Annotated in this window: 17 protein-coding genes; 4 read left to right on the forward strand and 13 right to left on the reverse strand. The window is 73.1% G+C overall.

The features are described 5' to 3' along the window. Positions 1–90 precede the first annotated feature (90 nt). The 5 genes from SAVERM_RS17765 to SAVERM_RS17785 form a co-directional block, all read right to left on the reverse strand. Entirely contained in the window at positions 91–1,620 is a 1,530-nt protein-coding gene (locus SAVERM_RS17765; RefSeq protein WP_010984865.1) for an aldehyde dehydrogenase family protein, read from the reverse strand. A 296-nt stretch (positions 1,621–1,916) separates the two neighbouring features. Next, the gene (locus SAVERM_RS43975) at positions 1,917–3,149 is read right to left on the reverse strand and encodes a hypothetical protein (protein WP_161271976.1); all 1,233 of its coding nucleotides are present in this window, start codon (positions 3,147–3,149) and stop codon (positions 1,917–1,919) included. A gap of 177 nt (positions 3,150–3,326) precedes the next feature. After that, positions 3,327–4,316: a malate dehydrogenase gene (locus SAVERM_RS17775; RefSeq protein ID WP_010984867.1), complete on the reverse strand. Its 990-nt coding sequence runs from the start codon at positions 4,314–4,316 to the stop codon at positions 3,327–3,329. Positions 4,317–4,834: 518 nt separating this feature from the next. Beyond that, positions 4,835–6,097 (reverse strand): DUF2690 domain-containing protein, encoded by a 1,263-nt coding sequence (locus SAVERM_RS17780; RefSeq protein WP_010984868.1) that lies wholly within the window; start codon positions 6,095–6,097, stop codon positions 4,835–4,837. A gap of 339 nt (positions 6,098–6,436) precedes the next feature. After that, complete coding sequence (locus tag SAVERM_RS17785) at positions 6,437–6,946, reverse strand: helix-turn-helix domain-containing protein (RefSeq protein ID WP_037645213.1); 510 nt, start codon at positions 6,944–6,946, stop codon at positions 6,437–6,439. A gap of 537 nt (positions 6,947–7,483) precedes the next feature. On the opposite strand from SAVERM_RS17785, the gene SAVERM_RS17790 reads away from it, so the two are divergent. Next, on the forward strand, positions 7,484–8,020 hold the full coding sequence (locus SAVERM_RS17790; protein ID WP_010984870.1) for a peptidoglycan-binding domain-containing protein: 537 nt from the start codon (positions 7,484–7,486) through the stop codon (positions 8,018–8,020). An 81-nt stretch (positions 8,021–8,101) separates the two neighbouring features. On the opposite strand, the gene SAVERM_RS44790 is transcribed toward SAVERM_RS17790, so the two are convergent. The 3 genes from SAVERM_RS44790 to SAVERM_RS17805 form a co-directional block, all read right to left on the reverse strand. Further along, positions 8,102–8,719 (reverse strand): helix-turn-helix domain-containing protein, encoded by a 618-nt coding sequence (locus SAVERM_RS44790; protein WP_010984871.1) that lies wholly within the window; start codon positions 8,717–8,719, stop codon positions 8,102–8,104. A gap of 274 nt (positions 8,720–8,993) precedes the next feature. Continuing rightward, entirely contained in the window at positions 8,994–9,482 is a 489-nt protein-coding gene (locus SAVERM_RS17800) for a DUF3017 domain-containing protein (RefSeq protein WP_242432317.1), read from the reverse strand. 241 nt (positions 9,483–9,723) lie between these two features. Further along, positions 9,724–10,578 carry a bifunctional methylenetetrahydrofolate dehydrogenase/methenyltetrahydrofolate cyclohydrolase gene (locus SAVERM_RS17805; protein WP_010984873.1) on the reverse strand — a complete coding sequence of 285 codons (855 nt, stop codon included), beginning with the start codon at positions 10,576–10,578 and terminating at the stop codon, positions 9,724–9,726. Positions 10,579–10,819: 241 nt separating this feature from the next. Here SAVERM_RS17805 and SAVERM_RS17810 point away from each other — a divergent pair, with 241 nt between their 5' ends. Continuing rightward, entirely contained in the window at positions 10,820–11,491 is a 672-nt protein-coding gene (locus SAVERM_RS17810; protein WP_010984874.1) for an RDD family protein, read from the forward strand. 162 nt (positions 11,492–11,653) lie between these two features. Here the strand turns inward: SAVERM_RS17810 and purH are convergent, their stop codons facing one another. Beyond that, a complete protein-coding gene (purH, locus tag SAVERM_RS17815) occupies positions 11,654–13,219 on the reverse strand; it encodes a bifunctional phosphoribosylaminoimidazolecarboxamide formyltransferase/IMP cyclohydrolase (RefSeq protein ID WP_107083295.1) in 1,566 nt (521 codons plus the stop codon). 14 nt (positions 13,220–13,233) lie between these two features. Next, positions 13,234–13,863 (reverse strand): phosphoribosylglycinamide formyltransferase, encoded by a 630-nt coding sequence (gene purN / locus SAVERM_RS17820; RefSeq protein ID WP_010984876.1) that lies wholly within the window; start codon positions 13,861–13,863, stop codon positions 13,234–13,236. A gap of 342 nt (positions 13,864–14,205) precedes the next feature. On the opposite strand from purN, the gene SAVERM_RS17825 reads away from it, so the two are divergent. Beyond that, positions 14,206–15,144 carry a hypothetical protein gene (locus SAVERM_RS17825; RefSeq protein ID WP_010984877.1) on the forward strand — a complete coding sequence of 313 codons (939 nt, stop codon included), beginning with the start codon at positions 14,206–14,208 and terminating at the stop codon, positions 15,142–15,144. 89 nt (positions 15,145–15,233) lie between these two features. On the opposite strand, the gene SAVERM_RS45565 is transcribed toward SAVERM_RS17825, so the two are convergent. From SAVERM_RS45565 to SAVERM_RS45575, 3 genes are read right to left on the reverse strand one after another with little or no spacing between them, the layout of a single operon-like run. Beyond that, positions 15,234–15,629 (reverse strand): hypothetical protein, encoded by a 396-nt coding sequence (locus tag SAVERM_RS45565; protein WP_010984878.1) that lies wholly within the window; start codon positions 15,627–15,629, stop codon positions 15,234–15,236. 6 nt (positions 15,630–15,635) lie between these two features. Further along, positions 15,636–16,064, reverse strand: coding sequence for a cell division protein PerM (locus SAVERM_RS45570; protein ID WP_063823069.1), 429 nt, complete (start codon positions 16,062–16,064; stop codon positions 15,636–15,638). After that, the gene (locus SAVERM_RS45575) at positions 15,991–16,947 is read right to left on the reverse strand and encodes a cell division protein PerM (RefSeq protein WP_338058987.1); all 957 of its coding nucleotides are present in this window, start codon (positions 16,945–16,947) and stop codon (positions 15,991–15,993) included. The genes SAVERM_RS45570 and SAVERM_RS45575 overlap by 74 nt, the downstream gene beginning before the upstream one ends. Positions 16,948–17,061: 114 nt before the next feature. Here SAVERM_RS45575 and SAVERM_RS17835 point away from each other — a divergent pair, with 114 nt between their 5' ends. Beyond that, positions 17,062–18,270, forward strand: a complete 1,209-nt coding sequence (locus SAVERM_RS17835) for a helix-turn-helix domain-containing protein (protein ID WP_048894568.1) — start codon at positions 17,062–17,064, stop codon at positions 18,268–18,270. Positions 18,271–18,329 lie beyond the last annotated feature (59 nt).

An 18,329-nucleotide genomic window follows, 5' to 3' on the forward strand; every position in this document is an offset into this window, starting at 1 on the left:
CTTGGGACGTGGGGTAGTGCGAGGGTCGGGGGACGGCGTCGGCCCGCGACGTGGTGCCGGGGTGCGGAACAGGGGCCGGGCGGGCCGTCCTCAGCCTGCGAACCAGCGCACGGGCTTCGGCGCGAGGTTCTGGTAGACGTGCTTGGTCTCGCGGTACTCGGCGAGTCCGGCGGGTCCCAGCTCGCGCCCGACCCCGCTCTTGCCGAAGCCGCCCCACTCCGCCTGCGGGAGGTAGGGGTGGAAGTCGTTGATCCAGACGGTGCCGTGGCGCAGGCGTCCGGCGACCCGGCGGGCGCGGCCGGCGTCGCTGGTCCAGACGGCGCCGGCGAGCCCGTACTCGGTGTCGTTGGCCAGGGCGACGGCCTCGTCCTCGGTGCGGAAGGTCTCGACGGTCAGGACGGGCCCGAAGACCTCCTCGCGTACGACCTTCATCCCGCGGTGGCACTGGTCGAGGACGGTCGGCTCGAAGAAGTAGCCGGCCGCGGGCCTGACGTCGCTCGGCTCGGGCCGCCTGCCGCCGGTCCGCAGCACCGCTCCCTCGGACAGTGCCGAGGCCACGTACCCCTCGACCTTGTCGCGCTGCTGCTCGGAGACGAGCGGACCGCACTCGACGCCGTCCTCGGTGCCGCGGCCGAGCCTGATCCGGCCCGCCCTGCGGACGAGTTCGGCGACGAAGCGCTCGCGGACGGATTCCTCGACGATGAGGCGGCCGCCCGCCGAGCAGACCTGGCCGCTGTGGATGAAGGCGGCGTTGAGGGCCTGGTCGACGGCGGTGTCGAAGTCCTCGTCGGTCGCGCAGGCGTCGGCGAAGACGACGTTGGGGTTCTTGCCGCCGAGTTCGAGCGCGACCTTCTTGACGCTGACGGCGGCGGCCTGCGCGACCTTGGTGCCGCTGGCGAGTCCGCCGGTGAAGGAGATCAGGTCGACGTCGGGGTGCTCGGCGAGCCGGGCGCCGACGGTGTGGCCGGGGCCGGTGACGATGTTCGCGACACCGGCGGGCGCTCCGGCCTCGACGAGCAGGTCGACGAGGGCGGCGGTGGTCAGCGGAGTGATCTCACTCGGCTTGATCACGAAGGTGTTGCCGGCGGCGAGGGCGGGCGCGATCTTCCAACTGGCCTGGAGGAGCGGGTAGTTCCAGGGCGTGATCATGGCGCAGACGCCGACCGGCTCGTGCACGACGACGCTGTGGATGTCGGGCGAACCCGCGTCGACGACCCGGCCGCCACCCTCGCCGACGACCAGATCGGCGAAGTAGCGGAAGGCGTCCGCGACGCAGTCGATGTCGACGCGCCCCTCTTCGAGGGTCTTGCCCGCGTCCCGGCTCTCCAGCAGGCCCAGCGATTCCCGATCGCGCACGAGGAGATCGGCGACGCGGCGCAGCAGGGCGGCGCGCTCGGCGACGGGCGTGTGCGGCCACTCGCCCGAGTCGAAGGCGCGCCGGGCGGCGGCGACGGCCGCGTCGGCGTCCCGCTCGTCACCCTCCGCGACGACGGCGAACGGCTTGGCGTCCGCGGGGTCGAGGATCTCGCGCGTGGCGCGGGAGTCGGCTTCGCGCCACTCCCCGCCGACATGGATGGTCCGCTGCGTCTGCCCTGCCTGCCGTGCCTGCTGTCCGGCCATGATCGGTATTGCCTTCCGTTCCTGTTCGGTGCCCCTGTGTCACACCCGTGTCACTCTTGGGGGCCGTGAGCACCTGCCCCTGAGTGGGATATGCATGCGCGATCGATGGCCGAAAGTGTGCGGCGTCACGGAAAATGCGACCAAAAGGACAGAAAGGCACGCCGAGCGGCGCCGGGCATCACCCAGGGTGAGGTGATGTGGCACGGCGCGCGTCGGACGGGCGGGGCGGGGCGTACGAGGACGGCGTCCCGGGATCGAGTGCGGCGACTCGTCCGTGTCGCGGCGACTCGCCGGTGTCAGGGGCTCGTGCAGCTCGCCCCGGTCGGGCAGAACGAGTTCAGGGCCACGGTGAACGGCTCGGCCACGTCCAGGCCGGAGGGGCCGCTCGAACGGATCGCGTACAGCGTGCCGTCGGCCGCTGTGAAGCGGTGGTCGATGACCTGCGTGGTGCCGCTCTTCGGGTCGTCGTAGCGGTAGTCGAGCCTGGCCCAGTCTGCGCCGGAGGACCGGTCGAGGACGTGGAAATCCGCCAGCCCGTCGAATCCGCCGGGACCGTTCTCCGCCAGGTCGAGGGATTCGGCCGGGGTGTTCTCGACGACCTGGAACAGCTTCAGCGTGCGGCCGTCGTCCGGTGAGGCGTAGGTGACGACCTCGGCGCTGACTCCCCGTTTCTCCTCACGCACCCACCCTTGCGGCACGTCGACGGTGTAGCCGACCGGGTCGACGGCCCGGCTGTAGCCGGGGGACGGCTGGGCTGCGGCGGACGACGGCTGCGCGTCCGTGCCGACGCTGTCGCCGTCGGACAGCGTGGAGCCGCCCTGCCCCGCGGCGTCCTCCCCGGCCGTCGCCGTGGCGGTGACGGTCACGGACGGCCCGGCGCCCGCCGCCCCCGTGTGCTCCGTGGAGTCGTCGCGGGTCAGCACCCACGCCCGAACCCCCACCCCGGCGCCCGCGAGCACCGCCAGCACCGCGACGAGGACGAGCGTGCGCCGGGACCCGCCCGAGCCGGGCGGCGTGCCGCCGCCGACGACGGGGACGGGGGACGACCAGGAGTCGGGCGGGGGAGGCGGAGGAGGCGAGGACCATGGGGTTGATGCCGACGGAGGCGGGGACCACGGCTCTTCCGCGGGCGGGGGCGCGGCCCACGGCTCTTCCGGCGGCGCAGGCGCGGGCGAGGACCACGGTTCTTCCGCCGACGGAGACGGAGGCGAGGACCACGGTTCTTCCGGCGTTGGAGGCGCGGCCCACGGTTCTTCCGTCGGCGGCGACGGTGGCGCGGGAGGCCGTACCCCCGCCGCCTGGGTCTCGGCGCCCGCCCACCAGGGGGTGTCCGGTGCCTCGTCCGACGGAGGTACGGGCGGTCGCTGCCACAACGGCGTGTCGCGCGACGGCTCCGCCCGCTCGCCGCCGTCGTTCCCGCCGTCGTTCCCGCCGTCGTGGCCACCGCCGTGCCCGTCGTCGTGCCCGTCGCCGCTCCACTGTTGTCTGTCCGGGTCCCGCCGTTGCTGCATCTCGTCCCCCTGCCCCACCCACACCAGGATTCGACGATAGCGACGGTCCCGTCCGTCGTGTCACCTCAAACGCCGATTAAGTACGCACGTTCGATACGTACTTTCGGTACGCATGACGGACAAGCGGAAGGCCCCGCCCCCGGAACGGATCCGGCGGCGGGGCCTTGCGCGGTGCTACGCGTCAAGCGTGTGGGCTCAGATGAGGCCGAGGGCGCGGACCGCCTCGCGCTCCTCCTCGAGCTCCTTGACGGAGGCGTCGATGCGGGCGCGGGAGAACTCGTTGATCTCCAGGCCCTGGACGATCTCGTACCGGCCGTCCTTGGTGGTGACCGGGAAGGAGGAGATGAGGCCCTCCGGGACGCCGTAGGAACCGTCCGACGGGATGCCCATGGAGGTCCAGTCGCCGTCCGCGGTGCCGTTGACCCAGGTGTACACGTGGTCGATGGCGGCGTTGGCGGCCGACGCGGCGGAGGACGCGCCACGGGCCTCGATGATCGCGGCGCCGCGCTTGGCGACCGTCGGGATGAAGTCCTCGGCCAGCCACTTCTCGTCGTTCACGACCTCGGCGGCGTTCTTGCCGGCGACCGAGGCGTGGAAGATGTCCGGGTACTGGGTGGCGGAGTGGTTGCCCCAGATCGTCAGACGCTTGATGTCGGCGACCGTGCTGCCCGTCTTCTTCGCGAGCTGGGTCAGCGCACGGTTGTGGTCCAGACGGGTCATCGCGGTGAAGCGCTCGGCCGGTACGTCCGGGGCGGCGGCCTGCGCGATGAGCGCGTTGGTGTTCGCCGGGTTGCCGACGACGAGGATCTTGACGTCGTCCGCGGCGTTGTCGTTGATGGCCTTGCCCTGCGGCTTGAAGATGCCGCCGTTGGCGGAGAGCAGGTCGCCGCGCTCCATGCCCTTGGTGCGGGGGCGGGCGCCGACGAGCAGACCGACGTTGGTGCCGTCGAAGGCGACGTTCGGGTCGTCCGTGATGTCGATGCCCTGAAGGAGCGGGAAGGCGCAGTCGTCGAGCTCCATCGCCGTGCCCTCGGCGGCCTTGAGCGCCGGGGTGATCTCCAGGAGACGCAGCTTGACCGGCACGTCCGCGCCGAGCAGCTGGCCGGAGGCGATGCGGAAGAGCAGGGCGTAACCGATCTGGCCGGCCGCGCCGGTGACGGTGACGTTCACGGGAGTGCGGGTCATGGCGTTCTCCGTAGGACAGCTGGCGGTGGGGCGTCGCTGCCCCGGGTGCAGGTTCCGGATCCCCTGCGTCCGCCGGAATGATCGATCAGGGGTACAGATGATCGATCTCTTGGCGTCAAGAGAGATCCGCCCGTCAGGCTATCGCGCATCCGGCATCCGAGACGTCCGGGTCGGTGTGGCCCACCCCACAGATGGTCACGGAGGGGGCGGCGGCCGCCCGTTCGGGAGAGGGGGGAACGAGGCGGCCGCCATGAGGGGTGCCGGAGCCGGGAAGGACTGTCGCCCTCCCGGACGGGCCGGACTCCCGTGGGGGTACGGTGCGCCTGCCCAGGGTGCGGGCGGCCATGCCCCCCAATTTCGAATGAGTTTTCCTCGTCCCGCTTCGGCTGGCTCGGCGGCTTCGGCGGCGTCGGCGGCTTCGGCTGCTTCGGCTGCTTCGGCGGCGTCGGCGGCTTCGGCTGCTTCGGCGGCGTCGGCTGCTTCCCGGGGGAACGCCCCCACGCTCCCCCGGATGCCACTCAGGTGGTGCAGCCCTTCTGGCCCGCCTTCAGGGTCACGCAGGCCTTCGCCTCGCCGGCGTCCTTCACGGCCACCATCGGGGTGTACGCGTCGGTGTCCGCGGCCGCCTCGACCGTGCCGGTCTGCTTCGCCGACGCGCCCGAGGCCACGGTGACCTCGTCGCCCGGCACGGCCCGGGTGATACGGGCCCAGGCCGCGCCGCAGGTCTTGCTGTAGCGGACCTCGACGAGGGTCGTGCCGACGGTGACGCTGTTGGAGGTCTTGGCCAACTCGCCACCGCAGCCCATGTTCTCCGGGTCCTTGCCGGTGCAGCTCTTGCCGCTGCACTTCACGCCCGCCGGCAGGTCGGGGTCGGCGGAGGCCGAGGCCGCGGGTGACTTCGGCGCGGTCTCGTTGTCCTTGTCGCCGCCGTTGTTCGTGAGGAAGACGGCCGCCGCGATCACGACGAGTGCGCCGACGACGCCCGCGAGGAACATCGTCAGCCGCCGCTTGCGCCGCGCCCCGTCGGGCGAGCCGACCGCAGGGGGACCGGAGTCCCGTGGCGGCTGTCCGCCCGGCGCTCCGTGAGCGGCGGCCTCCGGCGTCCGGCCCGGCCCCCCGGGCGACCGAGGTCCCCCCTTCTCGGGCGAGCCCGAGCGCCCGGTGGGAGCGGCGGGCGCGCGCCCGTCGGCCTGTGCCGGGCCCGCGTACCCGGCGAGCCCCCACGAGTTGCCTCCCGAGGAGGCGGCGGAGGCACCGGAAGAGCCGCCGGAGGAGCCGCCCCGCAGGGCGCCCCGCCGGGCCTCGCCCGACGAGTCCTGGACGTCCGGGGCCGTCGGCTGCGGCGGAATGGTCGGCGAGACGCCGGCCGGGCCCGCCACGCCGGGCAGCACCGTGGCGCCGCGCGCCGCCTTGCCGTTCCTGCCCGCCGCCGGTGGGGCACCGGACTCCCCGAGCGCGGCGCGCGCCTGGGATATCCGGATCGCCTCCATCGTCATGTCGTGGCGCATCTCCGAGCGGCTCCAGGCGCGCTCGGCCAGCTCCCACATGGTGGTCAGATGAATGGGATTGGTGCCGGTGACCTCGGCCAGGGCGACGATGGCGCCCTTGGGCGCGAGCAGCCGGCCGTTGAGGTATCGCTCCCAGGACGTCTTGCTGTAGCCCGTGCGGTCGGCCACCGCGGCTATGCTCAGCCCGCTGCGGTCGACGAGCCTGCGCAACTGGCTTGCGAACTCCCTGACCTGCGGATCGAGTTCATCCGGCAAAGCCTTCCAACGAGGCATTGCTTCCCCCTCTTCCCCCGTACGAGCCTGAACTGTCCCCCCGTACGTGTCTGGTCTTCCCCCCGTACATACGTACCTGGCTTCCCTCGTGCGTGCCGGACTTCCTCGCTCGCGACACCCTCCGCGAGTCCCCGTTCTGGCTACCCACAGGGATGCGCCCGGCCAGGATCTCAGTTCCCCCATAGGGGGCGCACGGGAGCATTCGGGCCTGAGCGCGCGCCGTTGCGCGCCCATGAGGCCCTGGTCCAGTGTCCCACCGACACCTCGGGCAGTCGGCCGGAACGCCCTCGACCGACGCACGGAACGTCCCACGGAGCCCGTGCGCCCCCCATGGTGCCGTCACGTCAGCGCGAAGGCGCCGATGAGTACGCAGAGCAGGAGGGCGACGGCGATGACGCCGGCGACCGCGAGCAGCCGCGTCGGGGACCAGCGGGGTTCGGGGACGTTGTCGCGCGCGTCCCACCAAGGGAGCGTCGGATCGTCCTCGTACGCGCCGGGGGCCGGTCCGCCCATCGGCTCGCCCGTCGGTCCGCCCGTCGGTCCGCCGGCGTGAGCGGGTGCGGGGGCCGGCGGGCGGGGCCAGGCGTGGACCGCCAACTCCCATCGCACGCCGAAGCGTTCGGCCTCGCTTTCGGCGAGGCCCGCGACCCGGCACAGCGCGGCGACCGCCTGCCGGGGCGGCGGCTGGGTCGCGTTGAGGTAGCGCTGCCAGGAGGACTTGCTGTAGGCGGTGCGTGCGCCGAGCGCGACCAGGCTCAATCCCGTGCGGTCCTTGAGGAGCCGCAGCTGCTCCACGAAGTGCCGTACCTCCGGCGGCAGATCGTCCGGCAGCGGCTGCCAGGCACCCATCATTCACCTCTTCCGCATCGCCCGATCTGAGCGATGGACGATGTCAGGCGGCGGATCGGTTCCCACGCGGTTGCCGTTCGGTTGCCTCTCGGTTCCCGTTGCCGGGCGCGGACACGGTAGCGGAATGGTCACTTCCGTGCCACAGCGGACTGCCAGGTGTTGAACAGCTGATTCCGTGTGGCCGAGTGTTGACCACGGGCGGCCCGGCCGCCTCTGGCGCCCGTCCTCCCACGGGGGTGAGGACGGGCGCCACCCTGTGCCCGGCGCCTCCCGGGCCCCCTGCGCACCCGGCGCCCCGCGCCTCACGTCCCGCGTCCCGTCCCGCCCCCGGTCCCGTCCCGCCACGTCCCGCGAGGCGCGCCGGGACCCCGCAGGTCCCGGCCCGGGACGTCCCGGTTCGTCCCGCCCCGGCCGATCCGGGGAGCCGCGGCACGGCCTGCCGCGACCTGATGGCTGTTGGCACACAACGAGCCACGGGCCGCACCGGGGGATCACGGGATCAGCGGAGCAAGCGGTCCGGGGAGAGGAATGAAGACCATGCGCAAGCACATCCGCACGGCAGCGGTGGCGGCGGTTCTGGCCGCGGGCACGGCACTCGGGTCGATCGCGGCCGTCGGCACGGCCCTGGCCTCAGAGGACACGGGCTTCGTCGACGGCAAGGCCGGTACCCACGACGACTGGAACGACGAGGGGACCCTCGCCAAGGACGACACCAGCAACGCGGTCGCCCTGTGGCAGACGGTCCTGTGGGCCGACGGTGCCAAGTGGAAGGCCAAGAACGGGACGCTGAAGTCGTTCACCCAGGACGACATCACCGGCGACTTCAACAGCCGGACGGTCTCGGCGACGAAGTTCTGGCAGGCCGGCAACGGCCTCAAGCAGACCGGCAAGGCCGACGGAGCGTCGTTCTCGCTCGCGGACAACAACCTGGGCTCCGCGAACAAGAAGGGCCTCGTCATCTACGACGGCGTCATCGACGAGACCGTCCAGTTCAAGCGCCTGACCGTCGCGGGCGTCACCCAGCAGGTCTACTTCGTCAAGGTCGACGACGAGTGGGTCGCGGCCGCGTACTGACAGCCGGCGGGTCCTCCTGATCCCTCATGGATCAGCCCGCCCGACGACCGGTCGGGCCCACCCGCGGCACCGATGGGGGCCTCAAGGATTCGTCGTGACCGGCTCGCAGTCGGTGCGGCCCTGGCCGATGACGGCCAGGGCCGTGCCGGTGACGGCGAGGAGCAGTGCCAGCAGTACGGCGGCGATCAGCCGCCAGCGGCGCACCGCCGCCGCGAGCGGGGCCGTGGGAGCGGCGGACGCCGGGACACTCTTCCCGGCCCGCCGCTCCTCCCGCGCTGTCCGGCCGGACTCGGCCGGTGACGCCGGTGACGCGTCCTGAGGCATCGCCTCCTGCGGCACCGCCTCGGCGGGCTCCCCGCGCCCGTGCGACGGCCCACGCCCGTCCGACGGCTGCCGGGGCCCGGGCGGCGCTAGGGGACCCCGGCCGGACCGCAGCACCGCCTCACGCAGGCCGAGCAGCCGGGCCGGGTCGGCCCCGGCCGCCTCGGCGAGGAACCGCAGGGCCGAACGGGGCGGTATCTGGCGGCCGTTGAGACAGCGCTGCCAGGAGGACTTGGAATAGTGGGTCCGCTCCGCCAGAGCGGCCAGGCTGAGTCCGGTGCGTTCCTTGAGGAGACGGCAGGACTCGGCCAGCGCGCGGGCCTCCCGCCCCAGGTCCGCGGGCAGCGGCGCCCACTCCCCCATGCCCCGTTCCGCCACGTCGTTCCCCCCTTACGACCCGCCCGACCATCGTGGCCGCCCGAGCCGGAAGCGTGGCGAGAACCAGGGGTGTTCGATTCACCGGACACCCCGAACGCCGCCCGCCGGATACAGCACAACCCGCAGACGCCGTACGCACACTTCGGGCTCCGAAAGGGGCGCGGGACGGTGTCGACATGCGACTCCGTCGCGTGGGCGCGACCAGCCACCGCCGGCCCGCACCTTCCGAACCGGCCGCCGGTCACACCCCGCCCCCGGCCCCACCCGCGGAGCGCTACGTACGGATCGTGAAGTGCAGCGTGTCGTCCAGGAACGGGATCTCCAGCAACGGGTTCGGCTGAGCCATCATCGCGAGCAGCACGATGGCGACGCCCAGCACGCCGTACGTGACCATGTCCGTGAACCGCGACCGGACCGCGAGCATGCCCACATCGGGCAGCACCCAGCGCATCGCGGCGCCGGCGAGCAGCGCCACGCCGATCAGGACCGTGCCGAAGCGGACCACGTCCAGCGCGGTGAGCAGCAGCCCGAGCCCGACGGCGGTCAGCACGGTGAGGATCGGCCACTGGCGGGCGGGCGCGGGCGCGTCCGAGGACGCGGCGCGGCCACCGCCCTCGGGCCGCGCGGTGTCCCGGGTGAAGGACGGGAAACGGCGGGTGGTCCGCCGCGGCTTCCCGTCGGCATCGGGAGCGCTGACGGCGTCCAGCACGACCGGCCCGCCATTCGCGTCCCGCTCGACCGGCGAACCACTCGCCTCCGCCACGGCGGGTGCGCCACTCTCGCCATCCGCGGCCGGCCCGCCTTCCGTGGCCGGCGCACCACTCGCGTCCCGCACGGCCGGTCCGCCGTTCGCGTCCTCCGCGGCCGGGCCGCCGCCCACGCCCTCGACGCTCGCGTCCCGCACGGCCGGCTCACCGCTCACACCCGACGACCGCCCCGAGCCCGTGCGCGGCTCCGTGGTCCTGGTCGCCGCGTTCTTGTCCGGAGCCTTCTCGGGCCCGCCCTCAGCCGACACTGCGCTCCGCCGCCTCGACCACATTGACGAGCAGCTGGGCGCGGGTCATCGGGCCGACGCCGCCCGGGTTCGGGGAGATCCAGCCGGCCACCTCGGCGACACCGGGGTGGACATCGCCGACGATCTTGCCCTCGGCGCTGCGCGAGACACCGACGTCGAGCACGGCCGCGCCCGGCTTCACGTCCTCGGGCCGGATCAGGTGCGCGGAACCCGCCGCGGCGACGATGATGTCGGCGCGCTTGAGGTGCGAGGAGAGGTCGCGCGTACCGGTGTGGCACTGCGTGACCGTCGCGTTCTCGCTGCGCCGCGTCAGCAGCAACGGCATCGGACGCCCGATGGTCACGCCGCGGCCGACGACCACGACCTCCGCGCCCTTGATCTCCACGCCGTAGCGGCGGAGCAGGGTGAGGACGCCGTTCGGGGTGCAGGGCAGGGGGGCCGGCTCGTTCAGGACGAGGCGGCCGAGGTTCATCGGGTGCAGGCCGTCCGCGTCCTTGTCCGGGTCCATCAGCTCCAGGATGCGGTTCTCGTCGATGCCCTTGGGCAGCGGCAGCTGGACGATGTAGCCGGTGCAGGCCGGGTCCTCGTTCAGCTCGCGTACGGCCGCCTCGATCTCCTCCTGCGTGGCGGTCGCGGGCAGCTCCCGCTGGATGGAGGCGATGCCGACCTGGGCGCAGTCGCGGTGCTTGCCCGCGACGTACTTCTGGCTGCCGGGGTCGTCCCCGACGAGGATCGTGCCGAGGCCGGGCGTCACACCCTTTTCCTTGAGGGCCGCCACGCGGGCGGTCAGATCGGACTTGATCGCGGCTGCGGTGGCCTTGCCATCGAGAATCTGGGCGGTCATGACCCCATCCTCGCGGATGACCGGCCCCCGGTTCCAATCAGGGCCGCGCTGCCCGCGGCTGCGCGATCACAGACATTGCGACTGCACAACAGCTCATCGTATCTACTGGACAAAAAGTGCCCCTCCTACCACGATGAACGCCGCACTACGCGGTCAGTGTTGGGGGGCAAACCGCTCGTATCGTGACGTTCCTCCGCGCAATCCGCAACGTCCCCGCCTTTGCAACGGAGGAAAAATCGCCATGAGTTTCGGCGCGCCCGACAATCCGTACGGACAGCCGCAGAACCCCCAGCAGGGTTACGGCTACCCCCAGCAGGGCCAGCCGCCCTACCCGCAGGCGCCGGGAGGCATTCCGCAGCAGGGTTACGGCTACCCCCAGCAGGGCCAGCCCGGCTACGGCTACCCGGGCGGACCGGGCGGACCCGGCCCGCGCGTCGCCTCGATGGGCCGCCGCCTCGGCGCCCGCGCGATCGACGGCGTGGCCTTCTTCGTCATCTACTTCATCCTCGGCGCCATCGGCGTGGCCGGTTCCATCGGCGCCGCGCAGGACTGCGACCCGAACGCCGCGGACTACAACACCTGCATCAACAACGCGAGTTCGGACATCGCCGCCAAGATCGGCAGCATGATCGCCGTTCTCGCGATCGTCGGTCTGCTCTACGAGTGGCTGATGACCGGCCTGGTCGGCGCCACCCTCGGCAAGCTCGCTGTCGGCATCCGCGTGGTGAAGGCGGACACCGGCCAGAAGCCGGGCCTGGGCTCCTCGTTCATCCGCTGGATCATCCCGCTCGTCGGCAGCCTGGCCTGCGGTATCGGCCAGGTCCTGGTCTACCTGTCCCCCTTCTGGGACAAGTCGGGCCGCCAGCAGGGCTGGCACGACAAGGCCGCCGGCACGATGGTCATCCAGAACTGAACGAGGGCTTCGCGCGCAGCGCAGGGCAGGGCTTCGCGCAGCGCAGGGCAGCGCAGGGCTTGTGCGCGCAGCGCAGAGCGACGGGTTCGCGCCACTCAGACACACTCAGGGCCGTGTCTCCCCCTTACGCAAGGGGGAGACACGGCCCTGGTGCTGGTGGACCTAGTGGAAGAAGTGGCGCGTGCCCGTGAAGTACATCGTCACGCCCGCCTTCTTCGCGGCCTCCACGACCAGTTCGTCACGGACCGAACCGCCGGGCTGGACCACGGCCCTGACGCCCGCCGCGGTGAGGATCTCCAGGCCGTCGGGGAACGGGAAGAACGCGTCCGACGCGGCGAACGCACCACGGGCACGCTCCTCGCCCGCCCGCTCGACCGCCAGCTTCGCGGAGTCGACCCGGTTGACCTGACCCATGCCGACACCCACCGAGGCACCGTCCTTGGCGAGCAGGATCGCGTTGGACTTCACCGCGCGGCACGCTCGCCAGGCGAAGGCCAGCTCGTCCAGCTCGGCGGGCGACAGGGCCTCGCCGGTGGCCAGGGTCCAGTTCGCCGGGTCGTCGCCGTCGGCCTGGAGACGGTCGGTGACCTGGAGCAGCGCGCCGCCGTCGATCTGCTTGAGCTCGGCCGGGTTGGCCGGAGCGTCCTGGGCCCGCAGCACGCGGATGTTCTTCTTCTTGGCGAGGGCCTCCAGCGCGCCGTCCTCGTAACCGGGCGCGACGATGACCTCGGTGAAGATCTCCGCGACCTGCTCGGCCAGCTCCTTGGACACCGGGCGGTTGACCGCGATCACACCGCCGAACGCGGACAGCGGGTCGCAGGCGTGCGCCTTGCGGTGCGCCTCGGCGACGTCCGCGCCGATCGCGATGCCGCAGGGGTTGGCGTGCTTGATGATCGCGACGCAGGGCTCGGCGTGGTCGTACGCGGCACGGCGCGCGGCGTCCGTGTCCGTGTAGTTGTTGTACGACATCTCCTTGCCGTGCAGCTGCTCGGCCTCGGCGAGGCCGGTGCCGCCGCCGTCGACGTAGAGGGCGGCGGGCTGGTGCGGGTTCTCGCCGTAGCGCAGGGTGCTCTTGCGCTCGAAGGTGGCACCGAGGAAGTCCGGGAAGACGGACTCGTCGACGGGGGCGTACGAGGACGCGAACCAGGAGGCGACGGCGACGTCGTACGCCGCGGTGTGCCGGAAGGCCTCGGCGGCGAGCCGCTTGCGGGCGGTGAGGTCGAAGCCGCCGCCGCGGACCGCGGAGAGGACGTCGGCGTACCGCTCGGGGCTGGTGACCACGGCCACGGACGGGTGGTTCTTGGCGGCGGCACGGACCATGGACGGGCCGCCGATGTCGATCTGCTCGACGCACTCGTCCGGGGAGGCGCCGGAGGCGACGGTCTCGCGGAACGGGTAGAGGTTCACGACGACGAGCTGGAACGGTTCCACGCCCAGTTCCTCGAGCTGACGCCGGTGCTCGTCGAGCCGCAGGTCGGCGAGGATGCCCGCGTGGACCTTGGGATGCAGCGTCTTGACGCGGCCGTCCAGGCACTCGGGGAAGCCGGTCAGCTCCTCGACCTTGGTGACCGGGACGCCGGCCGCGGCGATCTTCGCGGCGGTGGAGCCGGTGGAGACGAGCTCGACACCGGCCTCGTGCAGGCCGCGGGCGAGGTCTTCGAGCCCCGTCTTGTCGTAGACGCTGATGAGCGCGCGCCTGATCGGGCGCTGCGTGCCCTCGGCGGTCACGGTACCTTCGGCGGTCACGGGATAACTACCTTTCGTCCCTCAATGCGATGGCCGTTGCGGGCGAGCCGCCCCACGACCTCGACGAGCAGCCTTCGCTCGACTTCCTTGATGCGCTCGTGCAGAGCGCTCTCGTCGTCCTCGTCCCGGATCTCCACCACGCCCTGAGCGATGATCGGTCCGGTGTCGACACCGTCGTCGACGAAGTGGACGGTGCATCCGGTGACCTTCACGCCGTACGCGAGTGCCTCGCGCACGCCGTGGGCCCCGGGAAAACTGGGCAGCAGGGCGGGGTGCGTGTTCACGAACCGACCGCCGAACCTGGCGAGGAATTCCTTCCCCACGATCTTCATGAACCCGGCGGAGACGACGAGATCGGGTTCGTACGCGGCGACGGCCTCGGTCAGCGCCGCGTCCCACTCGTCACGGGTGTCGTAGTCCTTCACCCGGCGGACGAAGGTCGGCAGGGCCGCACGCTCGGCGCGGGCGAGGCCTTCGATGCCGTCGCGGTCGGCGCCGACGGCGACGATCTCCGCCCCGTAGGCCTCGATGCCCTGGGCCTCGATGGCGTCGAGGAGAGCCTGCAGATTCGTACCGGATCCGGAAACCAGCACGACGAGGCGCTTGGCCACGGGCTTGGCGGCCACGGTGGGGCCCTTTCTCGGGGGAGCGTCTGTCCGGTCGGTCGTACGGCCGGTTGTTCATTCGTACGAATGCTTCGCGCCCCGCGATACGGGGAAGTCTACGAAGCGGCCGACCGGCAGCAACGATACCGGCACTCCGGACGGCCCCCACGGGACGGGGGCGTGGCCGGAAGGTAGCGTCAGGGCAGGACCCGTCCCGGGGAAGACGGTCCGGCGCGGGGAACGCCTTCTCCGTGCGGGACGTTGACCAGGACGGGTACGCATGCCGGGTACGCATGCCCGGGGGTGGACATTCCGCCCGCCGGATCCACCAGCCGGAACCACCAAGGGGAAGACGCACACCTGATGCCGGACCGCAGTCTCCGACTCCCTCAGCTCCTGCTGCGCGAGCGGCGCCCCTCTCCCCCGCAGCCCACGCCGCCGCGGGAGGGCGAGGACGCACCCGCGGGCGAGCGTGACGCCGCGGGCGGGCGCAGCCCGGAGACCCCGTCGAGCGGCTCGGGCTCCTCGGGGTCCGGTGCTTCGACCTCGGGGTCCGGCGGCTCGGGCTCCTCGGGCTCCTCGGGCTCCTCGGGGTCCGGCGACTCGGGCTCCTCGGAGGACAATCCGTTCGCTCCGCCGCCGGAGGGGACGCCGGACCGGCCCTGGCAGCCGCGGCGTCCCTCGGGCGGACCGGAGGGGGACGAGCACGGAGGGCCGTCGGGACAGCCCGGTCAGTCCCCCTGGGGCAGCCAGTGGAGCGACCGGCAGCCGGGGCGTTCGGGCGAGGGCGGCTTCGGTGACCGCCAGGGACGGCCGGGCGGACCGGACGGACAAGGCGGACAGGGCGGCGGTCCTGAGGGTTCGGGTGGCCCGGGAGGCCCGGGTGCGGGCCTGCGCTGGGACCCCGCGGACCCGGCCCAGCGCCGCGCCCGCTACGCACTGCTCTGCGGCATGTGGGCCTTCTTCTTCGCGCTCTTCAGCTGGCCGTACGTGGCACTGCTGCTGGGGGCGCTGGCCGTGTACTGGGGCGCGAGCTCCCTGCGCGCCAAGCCCCGCACGCCGGACCCGGACAACCCGGCGCCGGAGGCGACCGCCAACGCCCGCCCGCAGCGGACGGCGGCGATCAGCGGCCTGGTCACCGCTTCCCTGGCGATCGTCATGGTCGCGGCGACGTTCACCGCGCAGCTGGTCTACAGCGACTACTACACCTGCACGAACGACGCCCTCACCCAGACGGCGAAGCAGTCCTGCAACGATCTGCTCCCGAAGAACCTGCGGGGCCTGCTGGGGTCGCAGAGCTGACGACTGCCGCCGACGGCCGCCGCTCCACCGCTTCGGCCGCGGAGGCACGCCGTCCGCGCTCACGCCGTCCGCGCTCACGCCGTCCGCGCTCACGGCGCCTGCGGCGGCTCGGGTGGCGTCGCCCCCTCCGGCGGTTCCGGTGAGGACGGCGCCTCCCGTGGTTCCGGGGTGGCCGCCACCTCCCGTGGTTCCGGTGGCGCGGGCGCCTCCCGCGCATCCGTCGGCGCCGCCGCCTCCGTCGGTTCCGGGGAGGTCGCCGCCTTCCTCAGCGCCGACCACCGGCTCTCCCGTGCCGCGTCGTCGTACCAGGACGAGCCCTCCGCGTCCGAGGGCAGGAAGTCGTACAGCTCGGACGTCTCGTCGACCGCCGAAGGCACCGGCAGCACAGGCGCGGGGGTCGCCGCGGGCGCCGGTGCCGGTGTCGCCACCACCACGTCGCCTTCGCCGCCCTTCCCCCGCCCTGGCCCGCCGGCCGGCGACGGCATCCCGAGTCACCTCCCGCCGTCCCCCGGTCCCCGCCCGCTCAGGCGCCACCCCCACGCCCCCACCGCCACCGGCACCCCCACCAGCGCCTTCCACCCGACCGTGGCACCGCCCACCTGCCACCCCACCGGCCCGAACCGGGCCAGCGTGCGCACCCCTGAGCGGCCCGCCCGCCAGCGCGTGCCAGTATCCAGAGAACGGCCCCGCACAGCAGCGCTGGCCACCCCGGCCACCGCCGCTGTCCGCGCCCGCGACCAGCGCGCCTTCCCGTCCGCCACGGCCGCTCCCGCCGTGAACCACCCCACCGTCACCCCCGCCGCAAACGGCACCACCCCCGCCACCCAGCCCCACGGCCCCGCAGCCTCAGGCACCGCCGCCAGCAGCGGAAACGGCGGCAGCAGCGCCGGCGGAGTCCCGGTGGCCAGCGGCCCGGTCATATGCCCGGCCCCCAGTTCGAACCCGGGCCCCAGCCCGTACGCGGCCCCCCAGCACCGCCGCGTTCGGCACCAGCACCAACGCCAGCAGCAGTACCGCGAACCGCCCCGACCACCCCTCCGTGAGCCGCAGGAACGAGTCCTGAGCCGGCCCCCCGTGCCACACCAGCGACACCCCCACCAGCAGCGCCCCACCCCCGACGAGCACCGCCACCCCGGCCAGTCCCGCCCGCAGGGAGGCCCGCGTCCACCCCCGGGCATCGGCGGTGACAAAACGCCGTACGCCCCCGGGCAGCGCGTTCAGCGCCCGGCGCGCGAGCGGCGGCAAGGGCCCGCGCGGGCGCCCGTACGCCGTCCACACCCCCGCCCCGGCCGCGGTCACGGCGAGCAGCGGCAGACACCCGGCGGTCCACAGCCACGAGGGCCGCAGCGCGCCGCCCGAGGCGTACACCCCGGCCGCCACGCCCACCACCACATAGCCCGCCACCACCCCGGACAGGGCCGTACGCGCGGCCACCGGCGGCATGTCACCTTCCTCGTCCACATCGACGGCGTCCCGCCCCGCCCGGAACACCAGCCACACCGGCAGCGCCAGCAGCAGCAGCGGGGTGACGCCGACCGGGCGGGCCGCGCCGGCCAGCGTGTCGGTGCGGACGAGTTCGACACCGTGTGCGAGCAGCCACAGCGCGGCGCCGATGTGCAGCGCCCCACCGGGCCCGCTGTCCGGGTAGGGGGAACTGATCCACAGCACCGTCACCAGCACCGCGAACGAGCCGAGTCCCAGGACCGCCGCAAGCGCACCACCCAGGAGGCTGGCGGCCAGTCCGGGCGATCGGTCGGGCAACCGGGTGAGCAGGGGCGACAACGGCGTTCGGTGATCGGTCAATTGAGTCACACCCGCCATGCTCCCAACGACACGCGCTTTCCGTGCGTAACAGGCGAACCTCGGATGTGTCGCTCAATATACGTTTATGTACTTTTTCGTACGGAGGGGCGCCCTGTGACGCAGAGCCCTGACACCCCGCTGCCTTCCCCCCAGGAACGCCGACGCCTGCGCGAGGCCCAGTCACTGACCCAGGCTCAGCTCGCCGCCAAGGTGGGTGTCAGCCGCGAGACGGTGCGCTCCTGGGAGGCCGGCCGTACGACACCGCGCGGCCGCAAGCGGGAAGCGTACGCACGGGCGCTGGCCGGACTGACCGCCCCTCAGCCGCCCGCCGCCGACCCGGTCGACCCGAAACCGGCCGCACCGGTACCGGCCGCACCGGAGACGGAGCCCCCCGCCGTGCGGCCGCCCGCCGAGGCGCCCCTCCGTCAGGAACAGCCGGTACGCGTACCGGTGGGTGCCGCCCTCACCCCCGTGTCCACCGCCGACGAGATCCTCGCGGACACGGAAGATCCCACCGCGACGACCGCGCTGACGCCCTCTCAGGCCTTCGACGCGCTGTACGCGTTCTGCGCCCCCGCCCTCGTACGGCAGACCTATCTGCTGACCGGGCGGCGCGAGCTGGCGCGCGAGGCCGTGGAACGGGCGTTCCAACTGGCCTGGCAGCGCTGGCCCGAGGTGGCCGTCGACCGGGACCCCGGGGGGTGGGTGCGGGCGACGGCGTACGAGTACGCGCTCTCGCCCTGGCACCGGCTGCGTCCGCGCCACCGGCACCCGGAACCCCCGCCCGCCGACGCGGCCGACCGCGTACTGCTCGAGGCGTTCCTCAAGCTGCCGCCCGCGCACCGGCGCACGCTGCTGCTCTACGACGGGGTCGGGCTCGGTCTGCCGGAGACGGCGGCCGAGACGGAGGCGAGCACGCCCGCGGCGGCGAACCGGCTGCTGCACGCGCGCGGGGCGATCGCCGCGCGGCTGCCGGAGCTGGCGGCACCGGAGGAACTCCACCGCCGGCTCACCGCACTGGCGTCCGGGGAGCGCCTGCGCGCGGCGCGGCCCCCGACGGTACGCACCGGCAGCGAACAGCGGGCCCGTCAGTGGACCCGCGCGGCCGTCGCCTTCACCGTCGTGATCATCAGCGCGACGGCGCTGACCCTGCGGGACGCCCAGGACCACTACGAGCCGCCGGTGGCGCCGGGCGCGACGGTGCAGGGGGTACCGCCCAGGGTCGCTCCGGGCCCGCTCTCCCGGCAGGAGCTGGAACTGCGCGCGAAGCTCAGGTCGGAGCTGCTGAACGGGCCGGAGAGGCTCACGCCCGACGACCACTGAGGTGGCGCGTACGCGGACGGCCCGACGACCACTGAGGTGGCGCGTACGCGGACGGGCCC

Source organism: Streptomyces avermitilis MA-4680 = NBRC 14893, from assembly GCF_000009765.2.
Classification (GTDB): Bacteria; Actinomycetota; Actinomycetes; order Streptomycetales; family Streptomycetaceae; genus Streptomyces; species Streptomyces avermitilis.

What these genes read in the sequence shown, in the direction of transcription:
- SAVERM_RS17765 (WP_010984865.1), bottom strand. Translation starts at nt 1,620, where the DNA reads ATGGCCGGACAGCAGGCACGGCAGGCAGGGCAGACGCAGCGGACCATC.
- SAVERM_RS17810 (WP_010984874.1), top strand. Translation starts at nt 10,820, where the DNA reads ATGAGTTTCGGCGCGCCCGACAATCCGTACGGACAGCCGCAGAACCCC.
- SAVERM_RS17780 (WP_010984868.1), bottom strand. Translation starts at nt 6,097, where the DNA reads ATGCCTCGTTGGAAGGCTTTGCCGGATGAACTCGATCCGCAGGTCAGG.
- SAVERM_RS17785 (WP_037645213.1), bottom strand. Translation starts at nt 6,946, where the DNA reads ATGGGTGCCTGGCAGCCGCTGCCGGACGATCTGCCGCCGGAGGTACGG.
- SAVERM_RS17775 (WP_010984867.1), bottom strand. Translation starts at nt 4,316, where the DNA reads ATGACCCGCACTCCCGTGAACGTCACCGTCACCGGCGCGGCCGGCCAG.
- SAVERM_RS17790 (WP_010984870.1), top strand. Translation starts at nt 7,484, where the DNA reads ATGCGCAAGCACATCCGCACGGCAGCGGTGGCGGCGGTTCTGGCCGCG.
- SAVERM_RS17805 (WP_010984873.1), bottom strand. Translation starts at nt 10,578, where the DNA reads ATGACCGCCCAGATTCTCGATGGCAAGGCCACCGCAGCCGCGATCAAG.
- SAVERM_RS17825 (WP_010984877.1), top strand. Translation starts at nt 14,206, where the DNA reads ATGCCGGACCGCAGTCTCCGACTCCCTCAGCTCCTGCTGCGCGAGCGG.
- SAVERM_RS45570 (WP_063823069.1), bottom strand. Translation starts at nt 16,064, where the DNA reads ATGACCGGGCCGCTGGCCACCGGGACTCCGCCGGCGCTGCTGCCGCCG.
- SAVERM_RS45565 (WP_010984878.1), bottom strand. Translation starts at nt 15,629, where the DNA reads ATGCCGTCGCCGGCCGGCGGGCCAGGGCGGGGGAAGGGCGGCGAAGGC.